The 15,619-nt window shown below is 44.4% G+C and carries 20 protein-coding genes and 1 pseudogene; 5 read left to right on the top strand and 16 right to left on the bottom strand.

From position 1 onward, the window contains the following. Positions 1–247: pseudogene (locus THEPK_RS00955) on the top strand (IS6 family transposase); the annotation flags it as partial. 294 nt (positions 248–541) lie between these two features. Here THEPK_RS00955 and THEPK_RS00950 read toward each other — a convergent pair. From THEPK_RS00950 to THEPK_RS00880, 15 genes are all read right to left on the bottom strand, one after another. Beyond that, positions 542–1,297: an N-glycosylase/DNA lyase gene (locus THEPK_RS00950; RefSeq protein WP_042697320.1), complete on the bottom strand. Its 756-nt coding sequence runs from the start codon at positions 1,295–1,297 to the stop codon at positions 542–544. 49 nt (positions 1,298–1,346) lie between these two features. Next, positions 1,347–1,964, bottom strand: coding sequence for an NADH-quinone oxidoreductase subunit NuoI (gene nuoI / locus THEPK_RS00945; RefSeq protein ID WP_042697179.1), 618 nt, complete (start codon positions 1,962–1,964; stop codon positions 1,347–1,349). A 5-nt stretch (positions 1,965–1,969) separates the two neighbouring features. After that, entirely contained in the window at positions 1,970–3,145 is a 1,176-nt protein-coding gene (locus THEPK_RS00940; protein WP_042697176.1) for an NADH-quinone oxidoreductase subunit D, read from the bottom strand. Between the two features lie 10 nt (positions 3,146–3,155). Further along, the gene (locus THEPK_RS00935) at positions 3,156–3,683 is read right to left on the bottom strand and encodes an NADH-quinone oxidoreductase subunit C (protein WP_042697173.1); all 528 of its coding nucleotides are present in this window, start codon (positions 3,681–3,683) and stop codon (positions 3,156–3,158) included. Further along, positions 3,680–4,267, bottom strand: a complete 588-nt coding sequence (locus tag THEPK_RS00930) for a NuoB/complex I 20 kDa subunit family protein (RefSeq protein WP_042697170.1) — start codon at positions 4,265–4,267, stop codon at positions 3,680–3,682. The genes THEPK_RS00935 and THEPK_RS00930 overlap by 4 nt, the downstream gene beginning before the upstream one ends. Positions 4,268–4,277: 10 nt before the next feature. Then, positions 4,278–5,207, bottom strand: a complete 930-nt coding sequence (locus THEPK_RS00925) for a respiratory chain complex I subunit 1 family protein (protein WP_042697168.1) — start codon at positions 5,205–5,207, stop codon at positions 4,278–4,280. Between the two features lie 3 nt (positions 5,208–5,210). After that, the gene (locus THEPK_RS00920; RefSeq protein WP_042697165.1) at positions 5,211–7,064 is read right to left on the bottom strand and encodes a proton-conducting transporter transmembrane domain-containing protein; all 1,854 of its coding nucleotides are present in this window, start codon (positions 7,062–7,064) and stop codon (positions 5,211–5,213) included. After that, positions 7,061–8,545 carry a proton-conducting transporter transmembrane domain-containing protein gene (locus tag THEPK_RS00915; RefSeq protein ID WP_042697163.1) on the bottom strand — a complete coding sequence of 495 codons (1,485 nt, stop codon included), beginning with the start codon at positions 8,543–8,545 and terminating at the stop codon, positions 7,061–7,063. Before THEPK_RS00915 ends, THEPK_RS00920 begins: the two co-directional genes overlap by 4 nt. After that, positions 8,542–8,883: an NADH-quinone oxidoreductase subunit K gene (locus tag THEPK_RS00910; RefSeq protein WP_042697161.1), complete on the bottom strand. Its 342-nt coding sequence runs from the start codon at positions 8,881–8,883 to the stop codon at positions 8,542–8,544. Before THEPK_RS00910 ends, THEPK_RS00915 begins: the two co-directional genes overlap by 4 nt. Beyond that, the gene (locus THEPK_RS00905; RefSeq protein ID WP_042697158.1) at positions 8,880–9,593 is read right to left on the bottom strand and encodes a Na(+)/H(+) antiporter subunit B; all 714 of its coding nucleotides are present in this window, start codon (positions 9,591–9,593) and stop codon (positions 8,880–8,882) included. The genes THEPK_RS00910 and THEPK_RS00905 overlap by 4 nt, the downstream gene beginning before the upstream one ends. Further along, a complete protein-coding gene (locus tag THEPK_RS00900) occupies positions 9,587–9,862 on the bottom strand; it encodes a DUF4040 domain-containing protein (RefSeq protein ID WP_042697155.1) in 276 nt (91 codons plus the stop codon). The genes THEPK_RS00905 and THEPK_RS00900 overlap by 7 nt, the downstream gene beginning before the upstream one ends. Next, positions 9,855–10,268, bottom strand: a complete 414-nt coding sequence (gene mnhG, locus THEPK_RS00895; protein WP_004068078.1) for a monovalent cation/H(+) antiporter subunit G — start codon at positions 10,266–10,268, stop codon at positions 9,855–9,857. The genes THEPK_RS00900 and mnhG overlap by 8 nt, the downstream gene beginning before the upstream one ends. Next, on the bottom strand, positions 10,265–10,513 hold the full coding sequence (locus THEPK_RS00890) for a monovalent cation/H+ antiporter complex subunit F (protein ID WP_042697153.1): 249 nt from the start codon (positions 10,511–10,513) through the stop codon (positions 10,265–10,267). Before THEPK_RS00890 ends, mnhG begins: the two co-directional genes overlap by 4 nt. Further along, positions 10,510–11,016, bottom strand: a complete 507-nt coding sequence (locus tag THEPK_RS00885; RefSeq protein WP_042697151.1) for a Na+/H+ antiporter subunit E — start codon at positions 11,014–11,016, stop codon at positions 10,510–10,512. Before THEPK_RS00885 ends, THEPK_RS00890 begins: the two co-directional genes overlap by 4 nt. A 262-nt stretch (positions 11,017–11,278) precedes the next feature. Then, on the bottom strand, positions 11,279–11,779 hold the full coding sequence (locus tag THEPK_RS00880; protein WP_042697148.1) for a hypothetical protein: 501 nt from the start codon (positions 11,777–11,779) through the stop codon (positions 11,279–11,281). Positions 11,780–11,979: 200 nt separating this feature from the next. On the opposite strand from THEPK_RS00880, the gene THEPK_RS00875 reads away from it, so the two are divergent. From THEPK_RS00875 to THEPK_RS00860, 4 genes are all read left to right on the top strand, one after another. Beyond that, positions 11,980–12,501, top strand: a complete 522-nt coding sequence (locus tag THEPK_RS00875) for a YkgJ family cysteine cluster protein (RefSeq protein WP_042697146.1) — start codon at positions 11,980–11,982, stop codon at positions 12,499–12,501. Next, positions 12,485–12,985: a PUA domain-containing protein gene (locus THEPK_RS00870; RefSeq protein ID WP_042697143.1), complete on the top strand. Its 501-nt coding sequence runs from the start codon at positions 12,485–12,487 to the stop codon at positions 12,983–12,985. Before THEPK_RS00875 ends, THEPK_RS00870 begins: the two co-directional genes overlap by 17 nt. A 167-nt stretch (positions 12,986–13,152) precedes the next feature. Beyond that, on the top strand, positions 13,153–13,896 hold the full coding sequence (locus THEPK_RS00865) for a KaiC domain-containing protein (protein WP_042697140.1): 744 nt from the start codon (positions 13,153–13,155) through the stop codon (positions 13,894–13,896). Positions 13,897–13,911: 15 nt separating this feature from the next. Beyond that, entirely contained in the window at positions 13,912–14,862 is a 951-nt protein-coding gene (locus THEPK_RS00860; RefSeq protein WP_042697138.1) for a transcriptional regulator, read from the top strand. Here THEPK_RS00860 and speD read toward each other — a convergent pair whose 3' ends face one another. Further along, positions 14,863–15,279: an adenosylmethionine decarboxylase gene (speD, locus tag THEPK_RS00855; RefSeq protein WP_042697136.1), complete on the bottom strand. Its 417-nt coding sequence runs from the start codon at positions 15,277–15,279 to the stop codon at positions 14,863–14,865. Positions 15,280–15,619: the final 340 nt, after the last annotated feature.

Here is a 15,619-nt window from a genome sequence, read left to right as displayed (position 1 = left end):
CCCTTGGACTGGATTTTGTTCACGTAACCTTCGGGCCGAGGAACTGTATTGAACGCTGGTTCAGGACTTTAAAAGAAAGAACAAAGCGTTTCTGGAATAATTTCAGGGCTAGAGACTGGAGGAGGGTTCACAGGTTTGTTTTCTGTTTGCGTTCTGGTATAATTTTGTTAGGTTTCATTCTCGGTTTGGTTGTCCGCCTGGTGATGTGACTGAGTGGCTTCAAGAGGTGATGCCCCAGTTATCCTGACAGTATCTAATGGGAACTAGGGTCTTCCAAGCATTTTCGTTAGTACCTTGACCATAGTAATGGAATGGGGATCTAAACATGTTCTCAGGTACATTCCAGTAATATTTCTCTATCACTTTCTTTACAATGTTATCTTATCCTTTGCAAAGGTAGATGCAATTCAGAAGTTCCTTAGGAGGGTACCTCAGTCTTGGTGAAAATTTCCACTGGGTGCCTAACTAATATTCAGAGACGTTAAAATGTTCCACTTCCCAATTTTTTCTAGAGATATAAGAAAATAGCTGCCAACCAAGTTCAAAGGGATATCAGACTCAAAACAGCCTTCCAATTCTTGCAATACTTTTGTAACCTCTTGATAACTTCTTCATTTCTTCCCAAAACTGGCCAGAGAATTGAATCTATATGCAACGGAGGAATTCCCACTTCCTTTGCAACTTCCTTCCAAAAGGCTATAGGGTTTCTATCTGTGAACTTTTTCGTGTAATTTTCAATTCTAAAGTCTATCGGAATGTCGATCTCCATTGGGTAAGGAAGAAACTCTCCAAAAACTATTCTAGAGCCATAGCCAAACATTTTGACAGCAAAAACAATTGTCTTTGCATCTTCATTTGCGTTCATGACTTTAGCTAAATGATCCCTAAATCTCAGTATATTTTCATAGTACTTTCTTAAGTCTTCAATAGTCAGTGAATTCAAAAAAGGTTCCAGCTTTTTAAGGCGATTCAGTTTCGGTTGGATTAGTCTTTTGTTAGTTTTTGACCTTGGAAAGAACTCAGAGTAAGCCTTCACGATGCTTCCTGTTGGGGGATTTCTTGAAAAGTAGTTAGAAAACTCCCACCACCAATCTTCTCCTTTACCTGAAAGCTGATAGCTTACAATTGAGTTCGCTATCACGAGCTTAAGAAAAAGCTCATCGTCATTGAGATTTTTTTGAAGGTTCTCCAAAGCTGAAAACTGCAGATCGACTTTCTCTTCGATAGTTCTAGCGCATTCAATGCCGAGTTCTTTGAGAATACTTTTGAGGGCTTCGACTTTCAATTTCCTCACCAAAAAGAAATTTGAGCAAGGATTTATAGAACTTATGAAAAATATAAAAGAACTACTCAGTCTTCTTTTCTTCTCCAGATTCTTTCTTTTCCTGTTCTTTGGGCTTTGCTGGTGGTTTAAGGCCATATCCAAGAATTCTGAACTCCACTACCTCACCATCTCTGAGGATATACCTCACCTTGCCATCTTCAAGGTGTTCTATTTTAGCCAAAGGATGTCTGTAATCTTTGAATTTCCTTACCTTTTCCTCCGGCAATGGAACCCAGTCGAAAAGCTCAAGTTCCTCCTCTTTCCACTCAGTAGTTAAGATATAATGCTCCACATGACCTAGTGCCCCAGTAGGACATACATCAACACAGAACTGGCAGAATGTGCACCTTCCATAGTCTATCTTTGGATGCGCTCTTTTTTCTCCTTCTATCCAAGTCATCTCTATAGCCCTTGCGGGGCATATCTGCCCACACATATTGCACCCAATACACGTCTTCCAGTTGAGAGTATGGAATCCACGATATTTTTCAGCAATTTGTGTATGTTCATAGGGGATTTTAATGGTAACAGGCTTTTTGAAGAGATACTTAAGTCCAAGCCAGGGTTTAAGGAATGAGGGCTTCTTTTTAACCTTCTCTTCAGGTGCAACTTTAAATTCAATCTCTTTTACATTCTCCATCTTCATCACCTATCTATATCTGGTGGACAGTTATCAAGGCTCACTAAGATCACAGGTACATCTGCCAGTCTCGCGCCCACTAAAAGCTGTTCTATCACTCTGATTCCATGAGCTATGCTGGGGCCCCTCAATTGAACTCTGTAAGGCTTATTGCCTCCATCACTAACAACATAAGCTCCAAAATCTCCTTTGCTTGACTCCACGTGGGCGTAGGCATCCCCTGCAGGAACTTTGAACCTAGGAAGGGCCTTAAGGGCAGGATGGTCAACTTTGTAGGGACCGCTTGGGGGCCCCATTTCTAGGAGCTGTTCGAGAATATAGAGATCTTGCTCAATCTCAAATCTCCTTACGAGTACTCTCGCCAATGCATCCCCCTCTTTAAGTACTGGTACCTCAAAGTCAAGCTCTGGATAAAGAAGATACGGATCAAGTTTTCTTACATCTGCCTTAACGCCAGTGGCCCTAAGGTTTGGTCCCGTTACTCCTTCTTCCAATGCAAATTTCTTGTCCATAACTCCAATTCCTTCAAGCCTCTTGAAAGTAATGTAATTCTCGAAGAGAACATTATCAAAGTCTTTAAGTTTGTCTTTTAGATACTCCACAGTGTCCTTCAGCTGCCTTAACCATTTGTCTCCGGGTATGTCTCTTCTAACTCCTCCAGGGATTGTGTAGATGTGGTAAACTCTCGCTCCGGTAAGCTGCTCGAAGAGTGCCATGAACCTCTCTCTATAAGCGGCAGCCCACTGTCCAGCGGTGTAGACACCTAACTTAAACGCCAGTCCCATAGTCCAGAAGAGGTATGAAGTAACCCTTGCCATCTCGAGGACTGTTGTCCTAATCCATTGAGCTCTCTCAGGGACCTCCCATCCCATGAGCTCATCAACGGCCATTGAGTACACTGCCTCAGGAACGTCCGGCTCTGGAACACATACTCTAAGGAGGAGTGCTATGTTGGTATACCACGGCCTGTACTCGGCAAGCTTTTCGAAACCTCTATGGAGGAATCCTGGGTTAGCTATGGCTTTGACTACCCTATGACCATCCATTTTAAGGATTAGGCTGTAGTTCTCGGTGGCCATGTGTTGCGGCCCAAAGAACAACTCGTAAGTGTCCTTCTCAAGGGGTAAAAGCTCCATTCCGTTTTCTCTCGCTTCTCTAATTAACTCTTGTTGTGAAACCATCTCTCTCACCTCAGATTACGTAGTTCTCCTTATCCTCTTCAAACCTATCGAGCAGTTTGTACTTCCTCTTGACATAGCTAAGCATGTCAAAGTCCTTCCTATGAGAAACCCCAGCTTCTCTGTCCTCATCTTCGAGAATCCATGGCATTTCAAGCTTATCGTTACCTTCAAAGGTTACCTTGTAGAACTCATGAGCGTCTCTCTCGTAGGTCTCGGCAGCTGGATAAATGTCCCTAACACTTGGAACCTTTGCTTTATCAACGTCCCTAGGAATCCTCGTCTTTACAAAGGCATGAACAGCATATGTGTAGCTCCACATCTGGTAAACGAGTTCTATCTCGCCGTCCTTTGGCCAATCAACCGCCGTTATCTGCATCATTGACTCAAAGTTGTTTTCCTTGAGGAGAGTAAGAAAGTCCCTTATCCTGTCAGCTGGAATCTTGAACTCTATTCTTCTCTGCCTTCTAACCTTTCCCTCTGCGTACGGTGCTTTTTGGAGTATGGTATCTACGATTACCTGCTCTTTTTCAAGGCTCATTGCTCTCCTCCCCCGATTTCTCTCTTCTTGTTCATAAGCCAGGGTATCCATCTTCTCGCAGTTTTCTCTCTCCATCCCTCGCCAAAGAGCTCGTCCTGGTTCTTCTTGTAGTACTCGTAGTTTTCCTTATAGCGCTTCCATCCATCGGCTTTGCCCGTCTCGATCAATTCCATCATCTTCTTTATTCCGTCCATTACAGCCTCTGGCCTCGGCATACAACCGGCTATTGCCACATCCACCGGGATGTACTTATCAAGGTGCTTTATTGCGTTGTAAGCGTCCCAATAAATGCCGCCGTTAAGGGGACATGAACCGTGAGCAAGTACATACTTTGGATCAGGCTGCATTTCATATGTGATTATTATCCTCTTGAGGGTCTTGGGAGTCACATAGCCGGTGATGAGGAAGAGATCAGCCATTCTCGGCGCCGGATTAGACATCATACCGAAACGTTCCAGGTCATATCTTGAGGTCATTAAGGGGGGCATTTCAATACCCCCACACCCTGTACAAAATGCAACAATCCACATACTTCTCTTTCTCGCAAAGTTAATGAGTGGTTCATACAATCTCCAGTCTACCATCATTTTCACCTCACAAACTTGCTAATATCGCTCCAAGGGCGGCTATTATCGTTGGCCACTTCCAGTAGAACTTTGCAGCTTGGTCTATTGTGAACCTCGGGAATATCGCTCCCATGAAGGTAGCTACAAGCAACACCGCTATTTGCTTAACAAGGAGTATTGCCAAACTTGCGATGGTGTTCAAAATCGGGCTTGAGAATGCCGTAACTACTGCTCCTCCAAGGAATATGTTCGCAAAGAATAGCGTTTCTGCAAAGAGGGCTATGGCGTGCTGTATCTGGAGTATTCCCATGTGCTTGCCGCCAAACTCGACCATCGGACCGAGGGAGATCTCACCAGGAGCAATCATGATATCAAAGGGCTCCTTTCCAAACATTGCCTGTAAAACGATGTCATAAGCTATCGCTGCCAGCAACAGCGGAAGGTGGATTATGCTCCACCCCATTGTCTGCTGGGCCATGACTATTTCGTAGGTGCTGAAAGTTCCGTAAAATTCAGCCAAGGCTACTATGGCAAATCCAAGCGGTACTTGAATTGCTAAAAGGGTAAGCAGTGCTCTCTGGGCACCAATGCCTGCATAGGGGTTTCCTGAGCTCATTGCTGCAAACATTATTCCCAGCATTGGGATTTCGAGGAGGAAGGTGATGAGGATTAAATCACCATAGGCTCTAAGGATTCCAATGCTGCCAAGTGGGATGAACATCAAAGCCAGTATTGTCGCTCCTAAAGCGTAGATTACGCCGAAGTCGTAGATCAAACCGTGGGTTATGTTGCTCTTCTTGGAGAGGAGCTTTATTGTATCAAGGATGGGCTGGTAAATCGGGGGTCCAACTCTCCTGTGAATTCTCGCCGTGACTATTCTGATTATTCCCATGAACATAAATCCCACGAAGGTTGCATAAATTAAAATTAGGAGAGCCTTCAAAGCGGTTTCAATCATTCTTCACACCCCCCATAGTGCAAGGATTAACAAGACTATCGCCAGATACCATGCATAGCTTTGAGTGTTTCCGTTGTATATGAAATTCCTCAAAACTTCTGCTAAGTCTTCAACCCAAGCCCCTATGTCCCGATAAAGTTTATCGAAGCTTATCCTGAGCCAGAAGGCAAGGGCCTCTTTTAGTGGAAGGAAGAAGTTTCTTCTTATGGTGAGGTTGTACTCCATCGTAACGGGGTTAGCAGATTGGTAGGTATCTGTGACCGGAACCTTCCTGACCTTTGCTCCAAGGAAGTAGATTATTCCTGCGATGATGATGCCCACTATCAGGTATATGAGTATTGCCAGCGCGTTGTATCTTCCAAAGCCCAAGTCAAGTATGAAGAGGTTTCCACCGATGACTTCTTTTCCAAAGATTTTGTTGAGCTCTCTGGCAACCAATCCTGGAGCTATGCCCAAGACGACGTTGAAAAGGGCCAGTATTGCCATCGCTATCGCCATTGGTAGCGGGGCGTCCTTGGTGTCGTCAAGATCGGTTGGTCTTTGCCCGAACCACACCGCGTATGTGAACCTGATGAGGTAAACGAAACCTATTGCGCTTCCAAAGAAGACCATGCCGCCGAGTATCGGGAGATTTTGGCTTATCACAGCTTCAAAGAGCACCCACTTGCTCGCAAATCCAACAAGTGGGGGTATTCCGGCTAAGCTTAAAATCGCCACGAATGCCATTGCAAAGGTGAAGGGCATCTTCTCAGCCAATCCTCCCATGTCCGCAAAGGTCGTCTTGCCTGTGCGGTAGACAATTGTAGCAACTATGAGGAAGAACAATCCCTTAAAGAGTGCGTGGCTTAGAGCGTGGAAGAGGGCAGCCTGCATACTTAAAGCCGTGCCCACTCCTATACCTACTAGTATGTAGCCGATTTGGCTTATACTTGAATAAGCGAAGAGCTTTCTTATGTCCTCTTGAAGAGCTGCCAAAAGACCACCGACAATTATTGTTAAACCACCAAGGAAGGCTATTATATAGCCGAACTTTGTAGTGCTTCTAAACCCTCCAATCTCAATCGCTAGGCGAGTCCCCATAAGGATGTAGAGCATTACAAGGCCGTAAACTCCAGCCTTGCTTAGAACTCCGCTGAACATCGCTGTATAGCTCTGGTTGGTCTCGGAGTAAGCATCGGGTGCCCACACGTGGAGTGGGAACATTCCCGCTTTAACTCCAAACGCAATTAGGAAGAGGAGATATATAAGGGCACTCTCACCTTTGCTGAAAACCGTATCTGCTCCAAAAGCCGCCGCATAAGCTTCTTTGTACATCGCCTGCTGTATCTGGGCAAAGTCAAACGTGCCGAGCTTTGCGTAAATCATTCCCAGTGCAATAAGCATCGCATACGCTCCAAAGACGCTCAGCAGGAAGTACTTAAGTGATGCAGCTCTGTTGTAGTGGAGAACCATCATAAAGCTCGCAAAGGTCATTATCTCCCAGAAGATGAAGAAAGTCATAAGGTCGTTTGCGAGGAACACTCCAAGTACTCCGCTGAGGCTCATTAACGCAAATAACCATTCATAGCTGTCTCTACCCGTAGATACTAGGGCAAGGATTGCCGAAAATCCTACCAAGGCACCTATTCCTAGGAAGAACCAGTTCAGTGTGTTTAGAGCAAAGGTCAGCTTAAAGACGCCCAAGTTGAGGACAAAGCTAAGGCCTTCGCCTGTCTTCTGGTATAGCAGAGCGGTGTATCCTAGTGAAACCCCAGCTCCTAAAACACCAAGGATCTCTCTAATGCCTTTTACGTCAATGATCCACGCCAGAGCACCGGCTATTAGGGGAGCAAATATAACTAAGGCAAGTTCGTTCATGGGTTCACCCCCATTAGAGGAACGTTCTTAACATATTGGGCAACGTTGAAGATATCATTTCCAGCTTTCTGCATAACATTCCAGAATGGTTCTGGATAGATTCCAATGACTATTATCAACGCCACCAGCAAGAGTATCACCAATGCTAGCACGCTGTTTTCCTTTACTTTCTCGCCTTCTCCCTTGAACCATATTGTGTGTATCAGCCTTATGTAATAGGTAGCCTCCACCAAGCTTGCACCCAAGATCAATGCGACCACCCAAGTGTACTGAGCATTTAACGCGGCAAGGATAAGCTGTATTTTGCTCCAGAAGATGTTGAAAAGGGGCACCCCAATGATGCTTATCGCGCCAATTGTTATTGCAAACGCAGTTACTGGCATTCTCTTGCCTAATCCTTCAAATTTGTCCATCTCTGCCCCTCCAAGCTCCACTGCAACATAGCCAACTGTCAAGAACATAAGGGCCTTAACTATTGCATGGTTAAACATATGAAATACGCTTGCGCTTACACCGTTTGCTGTTCCAAGGGCTAAACCAATGGCAATCAGACCAACTTGGGCTATACTGGAATAGGCAAACATCCTCTTAACGTTGGTCTGCCTTAGGGCGCTCATTTCACCCAGGATAACAGTAAGCGTTCCAAGGATTATCAGCAACCTTAGGATTGAGCTCCATCCTTCTGCGGCACTGAGAATGTACAAAATCCTTCCAATTGCATAGAGGGAGGCTTTAACGACAAAGGCGGAAAACATTGCCGTCACTGGGTGTGGGGCTTCTTGATACGCATCAGGCGCCCAGGCGTTAAGTGGGAACTGCTCTGCCTCAACTGCCAATCCAAAGATAAGCAATGCCAGTCCAACTTTGGCAGCTGTAGGATTAATCAGCCCTGCCAATTGTGCAATGTGCGCCATATTGAGCGTTCCGAGGCTTCCATAAATTAAGGCGATGCCGACAAGGAAAAAGCTTGAGCCAACTCCTCCGAGGACAACGTACTTTAGAGCAGCTTCACTCGCTTCTCCGGTCTTGTTATATGCGGTTAATGCATAAGCACTTATTGCAGTGATCTCCATGAAGACGAAGAGGTTGAAGATGTCTCCAGTGGAAATCATACCGGTTGCACCGAGCATGAGAAGCAAGAACAACATTGCGTATTTGTCCTTTGGCTCAACGCTAACGGCTTTAATGCTAAAGATTGCCATTAGAAAGCTGGCAACTGCAATAACTAAGACGAAGAGTGCCGCAAAGTGTCCTATATAAAGATTGATTCCAACGGGAGGCCTAAATCCACCGGCCATGACTATTATGGGCTTTCCAGTCGTGTAAACTTCTTTGAACACTAAAGCGGCAATTCCTGTCTGTATTAACGTTACAAAGGCCAGGAAGGGCATTACTGCGTTTTTACTTATTCTTTTAAGTATTGGAATGAAGAATGCACTAAATAACGGCAACGCGATGAGGAGTGAAGCGTACTGGTTCATCCCCTCAACCTCCTTATTTCTTCTACGTTAAGGGTCTTGTACTTCTCGTAGAGGTTTATAACAACGCTCAAGGCCAGTGCAGTTGTTGCAACACCAATAACTATTGCTGTAAGAACCAAAGCCTGAGGAATCGGATCTACAGCTTTGTCTGGGGTTATTCCCTCGCTAAGGATGGGTGCACTTTTCCCGCTGACATAGCCAACACTTATGAGAAGCAAGTTGACCCCGGTTTCCATAATGCTGAGTCCAACGAGCATTTTGATGACGTTTCTCTTTGCCAATACTGCGTAAAATCCAATGAGGATCAACGCTATTGAAGCGAAGTAGTACGGGTTCATTGCCCTCCCTCCTCGGGCTCTTTAACCATATTGTCAACGATTCCAGTAAGTTCAGTACCGACCTTTATCCCAATTAGGGTGTAGATAATTGGTATGAACCCCGCACTGAGGAGTCTTCCAATGTTCTCCTTTCCGAGCCCCCAAGTTTGCCATATCCAGTCGAAGAGGAAGTAGCCACCAATTGCCAAGCCAATAAGACCCACTGTGACATAGCCAATACCGGCAAGACCTTCGAGGGGTTCAAAGATTCTGTGGTCTATTTCGTAGACCGTGAATGCCAAGTAGAGGAACAAGAACGCTGTTGCGATTGTTGCTCCACCTGGGAATCCTCCACCCGGGGTCAGGTGTCCGTGGATAAAGATGTAAGCTCCAAAGAGCATTATGAACGGCAAAAGCAGCCTTGCACCGGTTGTTAAAACAACGCTTCCTTCTGTTTTTGCGGTTCTCTTCCTCCTATTCCTCCATAGAAGAGCTGCAACGCCGGTAGATGCTATGAAGAGCACCGTAACCTCTCCCAAGGTATCAAAACCTCTGTAGTTAACAACCACAGCTGTTACAGCGTTCACAGCACCGGTTTCTTCCTTAACATGCTCAAGGTAGTATTTGCCCACGAGCATTCTATCTTCGCCAAAGGGAACTTGATCGAGGGCTTTTGCCATCCAAAGCCCTATTATCAATATGAAAACTATGGCAAGGATCCGCTTCACCATCTCACCCACCATCCTGTGCTTTCTTCCTCACTCTCGTATCTCTCGGTTCTCTTTATTGCAAGGATGAAAACCGCGGCGCTCAAAGCAGCACCTATAGCTGCCTCTACCATCGCTACATCCGGTGCTTGGAGGAAGAAGAACGCTATTGAGGCAAACAGGCTTACTGCAGCCATTCCAACTACTGCCGCTAAAAGGTCTCTCCATTCAACTGCGAAGATTGCGGAGATTACCATAAGAGCGGCTATAAAAATAGCAACCCAGTCACTCATTCGTCTCAACCTCCTGTGAAGGTTCTTCTAACTTCTCCTTTATTTCTTCTACTCGCTCCAAGGAGCTTTCTGCCTCTTTGTACCTGTCCACAATACTGCCCTCCCACAAAGGCACTCCACTCTTGTAAGCAGCTCTGATTAATGCATGTGCCGCTATTGGATTCGTGAGGAGCAGAAATACGGCAATTATCAAAGTCTTTGGAATCCAAGAGTAACTTCCCACTTCTCCAATGGCCCATATTCCAGTTCCGATTATAACGCCAAGGGATCCCAATGTAGCGCTCTTGGTTGCAGTTTGCATTCTGTTGTAAACATCAGGCATTCTAATAAGGCCCAGAGATGATAGCACGTAGAAGAATGTTCCGAAGAGCACGAGGGCCTGGCCGATTATTGAAGCAACACTCATAGACCTCCCTCCATGTATCTGGCGAAGGCTATAACTCCAAGGAAAGCGAGAACTGCATAAACTAACGCCACGTCAAGGAATATTGCTCTCCTGTAGTACAGGGCAAACAGCACCATCAGTCCGGTGGTTAGAGTAGTCATTATGTCCACTGCGACTATTCTATCTGCTGTCGTTGGTCCTCTGAAAAATCTGTACATGCTCAAAACAACGGCAATGGCTATTAGGATCAAATAAACCTCTATCATTCGAAGATCACCTTCAGGAATTTTTCAAAAGGTTTTGTTATCTTTTCAGAAGCTCCTTCTACGCTCTCATCCTTCACATCAATCCAGTGAATGAAGTAGCGATCTCCTTTAACATCGAGGGTAATTGTACCCGGGGTCAAAGTTATTGAATTGGCAAGTGCGAGCTTTCCAGTGTTATTTGTGAGAACTGTTTTGCATTCAACGATTCCCGGCTTTATGGGTCTCTTTGGATGTAAAACACGGTATGCAACGTCGAGATTTGCAAGTATCATTGCCCAGAGGAAGTAGGGTATGTATGCTATGAAGTAGAGAACTCTCTTGGGATTGAGATTTCCTAGACCTCTCTCTGTAAAAACTTCGTATGTCAGCGCTCCAATGACCAATGACAGTATCGCTCCGATGATGACTTCCTGAGGATCAAGGCTACTGGTTAAAAACAACCAGATAATAAACAAAACCAAAACAGTATGGACGTACCGGCTTATCTTGCTTGCTTCTCCCATGTAACAACCCTCCACAGGTCAAGGTTGAAATTTTTTACACCTAACGTTTCTAACCTTTATTGTGATATTGAAGTTTATAAACCTTATCAAAACACCAAGAGGTTAAAAACCAATGGTTAAACAAATAAAAACTTGCTTTCCTAAATTTAACAAAAAGAAAAATTATACACCCAAATTGTACAAAAATTAAAAGCAAATACTGACAAATCGTATCAAGATTATGCCCTAACATGTACATTAAGATAAGAAGTTAAAAGAGAGCTCAGTAAATGGAAATGCGCCTAACACCTTCAAGCTTTGATAGTTCGTTTATCAGGTCTCCCGGAATAGGCTTCTCAGTAATTATGGTCAAAGTTGCCTCCGGGTAAAGCTCTGGGTCTTCTGCAACAACCTGAACAATGTTTATTCCCTTCTCCGCAATTTTTGACGCTACTTTTGCCAGTATTCCTATAGCCCTTGGCTCAGGCTCTATTTCTATGACCCCATATCCAACATGCCTTCCGACGAACTTCATGTGAACTGTGGGTTCGAGGTTCGTGTACACCTCTCTAAGCTCCGGGACCTTCAATATCATGGCAACTGTTTCTTTGACAACTCTTCTGTCTATATCGAGGGCCTTGGCTATCTTTGTGTATGGCACTTCTATATTTCCGCATTTTATCTTCATGTCGTCCGAGACTTTGAGGCCGTATTTCAACAGCAACTTTGCTATTTGTTTTCTGACTGGATACTCATCAAAGTAGTGCTCAAGTTTGCCCCACATTTTCCTCACCTCTGTTCACAATAGTTCATCACTAGACTATTTGCTGCAAAGGTATTAAAATGTTTCCATGCGGAACTGTGTCCAAATTATGTTTTTATAAATTTTGTGACATAGAGGCAAGACATGGTCGTTATGCCCAACTTATCTCTATTCCGAGACATTTAAAAAGTTCAACGAAGGCTCTTTATAGGGGATTAAAAGTGAGATTTAAACCAAAACCATTGAAAGGTGACGTCAAATTTGAGTGCAAATTCTGCCTCGATTGCTGTAGAGGGCGATTTATCTACCTAACTTTGCGCGACATAGAGGGGATAATGAAACACGGCCACGACCCGCAGGACTTTATCCTTTTAACTGTGCAAGATGGAAAAATACGCTTTGTTTTAGCCTACAGGGAATGGGATCTCGGCTGCGTTTTCCACGACCCGGAGACCGGAAAATGTAAAATTCACGAGTATAATCCTCTCATCTGTCAGATATATCCTTTCATGGTCTCTCACAAACCCCTTGGTGTTGAAGAAGAGGAGCCCTTTGAGTACAAGGGTCAGAAGTTGTGGCTCTATTATGATGAAAGCTGTCCGGGAATAGGAGAAGGAGAAGAGATTATCACTAGGGCGAGAATAGCAGAACTTGGTGTGAGATTTAAAGAAGAGTTTGAAAAAACAGATTTGGACAGTTTTAACACTCTTTTAAACGGTGAAGACAATGGAACTCAAGTATAGGAGGACTTCCTCCTGGGAGTTTGATTTGATAATGAAGGAATCTGAAAAATTCGGGGAATTGAAGCACGAGTTTTTTGGGATAGTCGAGGGAAAGTTTAGAGACGTCTACGCGGTAAACGAAGAAGTATGGAAAAAGATAGAAAATTTGAGGATAAAGCCCTACGCATTTGGAACGTTTGTTGGCACGATAAAGGTTGATGAAAATCTCGTCGAGAAGTTCTATCCAAACATAGAGTTCTTCTATTTTGTAGAAATCACGAAAAATTATGCCATTTTAAAGCCAAAAACGGCTTTTCTTTTCACAACGGGCAAAGATGTACCCAGAGAGGGAGTCAAAGAGTACAGCTGGCAGGGGAGCAAAAAGCTGGTTATTCTGAATGAAGATGGCATAATTCTCGGATTGGGTCTCATAAACCCAAAGAGCGAAAAGAAGTTCATTAAAAACATAACGGATGTTGGTGAGTTCATAAGGAGGCACAAATGACCTTCTTCCGTGCTTTACCTTTCCTTTTGAAAGCCTCCACCTTCAGAGGGGGAGGGTCAGCGCAAACTTTAAATATTTTCGGCAATATAATATCTATTGGTAACTAAAATCACTGTTCTCTCAAAAGGTCTAAAATCAGCTAGTAGTTTATAGAAGGGGGTGGGAAAATGGTCAAGAGGGTAAAAACCGGCATTCCGGGGATGGATGAGATACTTCATGGGGGAATTCCGGAGAGAAACGTAGTTTTACTTAGCGGTGGTCCCGGAACAGGAAAAACCATTTTCAGCCAGCAATTCTTATGGAATGGCTTACAAATGGGTGAGCCTGGGATTTACGTAGCCCTCGAAGAGCATCCGGTTCAGGTTAGGCAGAACATGGCACAGTTTGGATGGGATGTTAAACCCTACGAGGAGCAGGGGATGTTTGCAATGGTTGACGCATTCACTGCCGGAATAGGGAAGTCAAAAGAGTATGAGAAGTACATAGTACACGACTTAACCGATATAAGAGAATTCATCGATGTATTGAGGCAGGCTATAAAGGAAGTCAACGCTAAGAGGGTTGTTGTTGATTCTGTTACGACGCTTTACATAAACAAACCGGCTATGGCGAGAAGCATAATCCTCCAGCTCAAGAGGGTTCTGGCTGGAACAGGATGTACAAGCATCTTTGTGAGCCAGATAAGCGTGGGCGAAAGGGGTTTTGGTGGGCCTGGAGTAGAACATGGAGTTGACGGTATCATAAGACTCGACCTTGATGAGATCGATGGAGAGCTCAAACGTTCCCTTATAGTCTGGAAGATGCGTGGTACAAGCCATTCAATGAGAAGACACCCGTTTGAGATAACCGACAAAGGAATAGTGGTTTATGCTAACAAAGTCCTGAAGAGAGGAGGAATTGTAGAAATTTAAAGGGGGTGATGGGTGATGACAGTTGAGATTCCACTTAACCCTGTTGGAAGACAGGAAATTCACCAGTTAGAGAGCATCCTCCTCTTTGCAACGCTCTTTAGACCCGAGGTCATTGAGCTAATCAAAGATCCTGCAGAGAGGCTAACATGGGTTGACAGCTTAGCCGTTGCAGCAGGAGCAATTGCAAGAGAGAAAGCCGGAATGACAACAAGCGAGATTGCAAGGGAGCTCGGCAGAACCGAGCAAACTATAAGGAAGCACCTCAAAGGTGAAAGCAAGGCTGGGCAACTGGTTAGAGAAACCTACGAGCTGATAAAGCAAGGGAAGCTCGATGAGCTTATCAAGACCATAGAGATGATAGAAAAAGGAGGACTCAAAGAGGTAATTGCCAAGGAGGAATATGAGAAGCTCATGCAGGAGTATGAAAAGCTCAAGATGGAATACGAGAAGGTTAAGGAAGAGCTCGAAAAGATGAAACAGACAGTGGAGCTTGAAAACCTGGAGAAGGCTAGAGAAGAGATAGAGAAGCTCAAGAGAGAGCTCGAAGAAACAAAAGCAGAACTCGAAAGAGTCAGGAAAGAAAAGAAGGAACTTGAAAAAGAGCTTGCAGAAGCTAAAGTAAAAATTATGGAGCTACAGAGCAGGAAAGTTGAAGAGGCAAAAGTCAAAGAACTGGAAGAAAAGCTCAAAGCAAAGGAAGAAGAAGTTAACAGACTAGAGAAACTGCTCGACGAAATCACACATGAAAAGCTGGAGCTCGAAAAGAAAGTTGAAGAGTTCGAGGGCCTTGCAGAGGAGTGGAGAAAAGAGAAAGAGGAACTCGAGAGAAAAGTCAACGAGCTTTTAAAAGAGAACAATGAACTTAAACAGAGACTCGAAGAGCTTGAGACCTACAAGATCAAGTTCGAGAATATCAAAGACAAGATAGAGAAAATAAAGATAGAGCTTGAAAAGTTGCTGGAGTGATTATCCCTCGTTTCTTCTATCTAGTTTTTCTTCCCATGTTAGGATCATGTGTGTGAATGTGCCTTCCTCCTCTTTGATTCCTCTCTTTACTTCTGAAACGTGGGCGTATTGAGCTCCGAATTTTTCGAGGATATAATCTACTGCTTTCTCTGGATCCGCCTTTTCGCCGCATGTATAGACATCTAACGCCGCGTATCCTTCTTCCGGCCATGTATGGACGGATATGTGGCTCTCAGCAACAATAACAACTCCGCTGACTCCTGTCGGCGAGAACCTGAAAAAGTAGCTTGCCTTGACTTCCATGTTTCCCACTTTTGCTGCCTCCAAGAAGATCTCCCTTATTTTGTTTGGGTCTTTTAGGACTTCCGGATCGCATCCTGAAGCTTCAACAACGTAATGATATCCAATGGTATCCATGAGCATCACCTACTTTAGTTGTCCACCTTAGGTTTTAAAACTTGTTCTATTTATGGGCTGTTCTTTAAACGATAACTACCGGAACATTTGAATATTTTTGGTTCCGTAAAGCTTAAATGGTTTTGAGTCATATTTTTTGATGGTGTGGCAGTCTCCGATATGTGGGGGAAAGTTAAGCCCGAATGGAGACTGCTGAAAGCCCTGAAGATGTGGGGAGTTCCCGTTCCCCCCGAAAGCCCTCCGATGAAGACGGGAGGAGGGAAGCCTACCCGTTACGAAATTAACACCCTACACACACTTTACGGGTAGGCAGAACGGGCCATTGAATAGATTTTTAAAT

The organism is Thermococcus sp. PK (assembly GCF_000430485.1).
GTDB lineage: Archaea > Methanobacteriota_B > Thermococci > Thermococcales > Thermococcaceae > Thermococcus_A > Thermococcus_A bergensis.
Note: the sequence above shows the minus strand (reverse complement) of the source record. Positions and strands in the feature narration are given on the sequence as shown.

Coding starts and splice junctions, on each gene's coding strand:
- nuoI (WP_042697179.1), bottom strand. CDS start 1,964: ATGGAGAATGTAAAAGAGATTGAATTTAAAGTTGCACCTGAAGAGAAG.
- THEPK_RS00940 (WP_042697176.1), bottom strand. CDS start 3,145: ATGGTTTCACAACAAGAGTTAATTAGAGAAGCGAGAGAAAACGGAATG.
- THEPK_RS00935 (WP_042697173.1), bottom strand. CDS start 3,683: ATGAGCCTTGAAAAAGAGCAGGTAATCGTAGATACCATACTCCAAAAA.
- THEPK_RS00930 (WP_042697170.1), bottom strand. CDS start 4,267: ATGGTAGACTGGAGATTGTATGAACCACTCATTAACTTTGCGAGAAAG.
- THEPK_RS00925 (WP_042697168.1), bottom strand. CDS start 5,207: ATGATTGAAACCGCTTTGAAGGCTCTCCTAATTTTAATTTATGCAACC.
- THEPK_RS00920 (WP_042697165.1), bottom strand. CDS start 7,064: ATGAACGAACTTGCCTTAGTTATATTTGCTCCCCTAATAGCCGGTGCT.
- THEPK_RS00915 (WP_042697163.1), bottom strand. CDS start 8,545: ATGAACCAGTACGCTTCACTCCTCATCGCGTTGCCGTTATTTAGTGCA.
- THEPK_RS00910 (WP_042697161.1), bottom strand. CDS start 8,883: ATGAACCCGTACTACTTCGCTTCAATAGCGTTGATCCTCATTGGATTT.
- THEPK_RS00905 (WP_042697158.1), bottom strand. CDS start 9,593: ATGGTGAAGCGGATCCTTGCCATAGTTTTCATATTGATAATAGGGCTT.
- THEPK_RS00900 (WP_042697155.1), bottom strand. CDS start 9,862: ATGAGTGACTGGGTTGCTATTTTTATAGCCGCTCTTATGGTAATCTCC.
- mnhG (WP_004068078.1), bottom strand. CDS start 10,268: ATGAGTGTTGCTTCAATAATCGGCCAGGCCCTCGTGCTCTTCGGAACA.
- THEPK_RS00890 (WP_042697153.1), bottom strand. CDS start 10,513: ATGATAGAGGTTTATTTGATCCTAATAGCCATTGCCGTTGTTTTGAGC.
- THEPK_RS00885 (WP_042697151.1), bottom strand. CDS start 11,016: ATGGGAGAAGCAAGCAAGATAAGCCGGTACGTCCATACTGTTTTGGTT.
- THEPK_RS00880 (WP_042697148.1), bottom strand. CDS start 11,779: ATGTGGGGCAAACTTGAGCACTACTTTGATGAGTATCCAGTCAGAAAA.
- THEPK_RS00870 (WP_042697143.1), top strand. CDS start 12,485: ATGGAACTCAAGTATAGGAGGACTTCCTCCTGGGAGTTTGATTTGATA.
- THEPK_RS00865 (WP_042697140.1), top strand. CDS start 13,153: ATGGTCAAGAGGGTAAAAACCGGCATTCCGGGGATGGATGAGATACTT.
- THEPK_RS00860 (WP_042697138.1), top strand. CDS start 13,912: ATGACAGTTGAGATTCCACTTAACCCTGTTGGAAGACAGGAAATTCAC.
- speD (WP_042697136.1), bottom strand. CDS start 15,279: ATGGATACCATTGGATATCATTACGTTGTTGAAGCTTCAGGATGCGAT.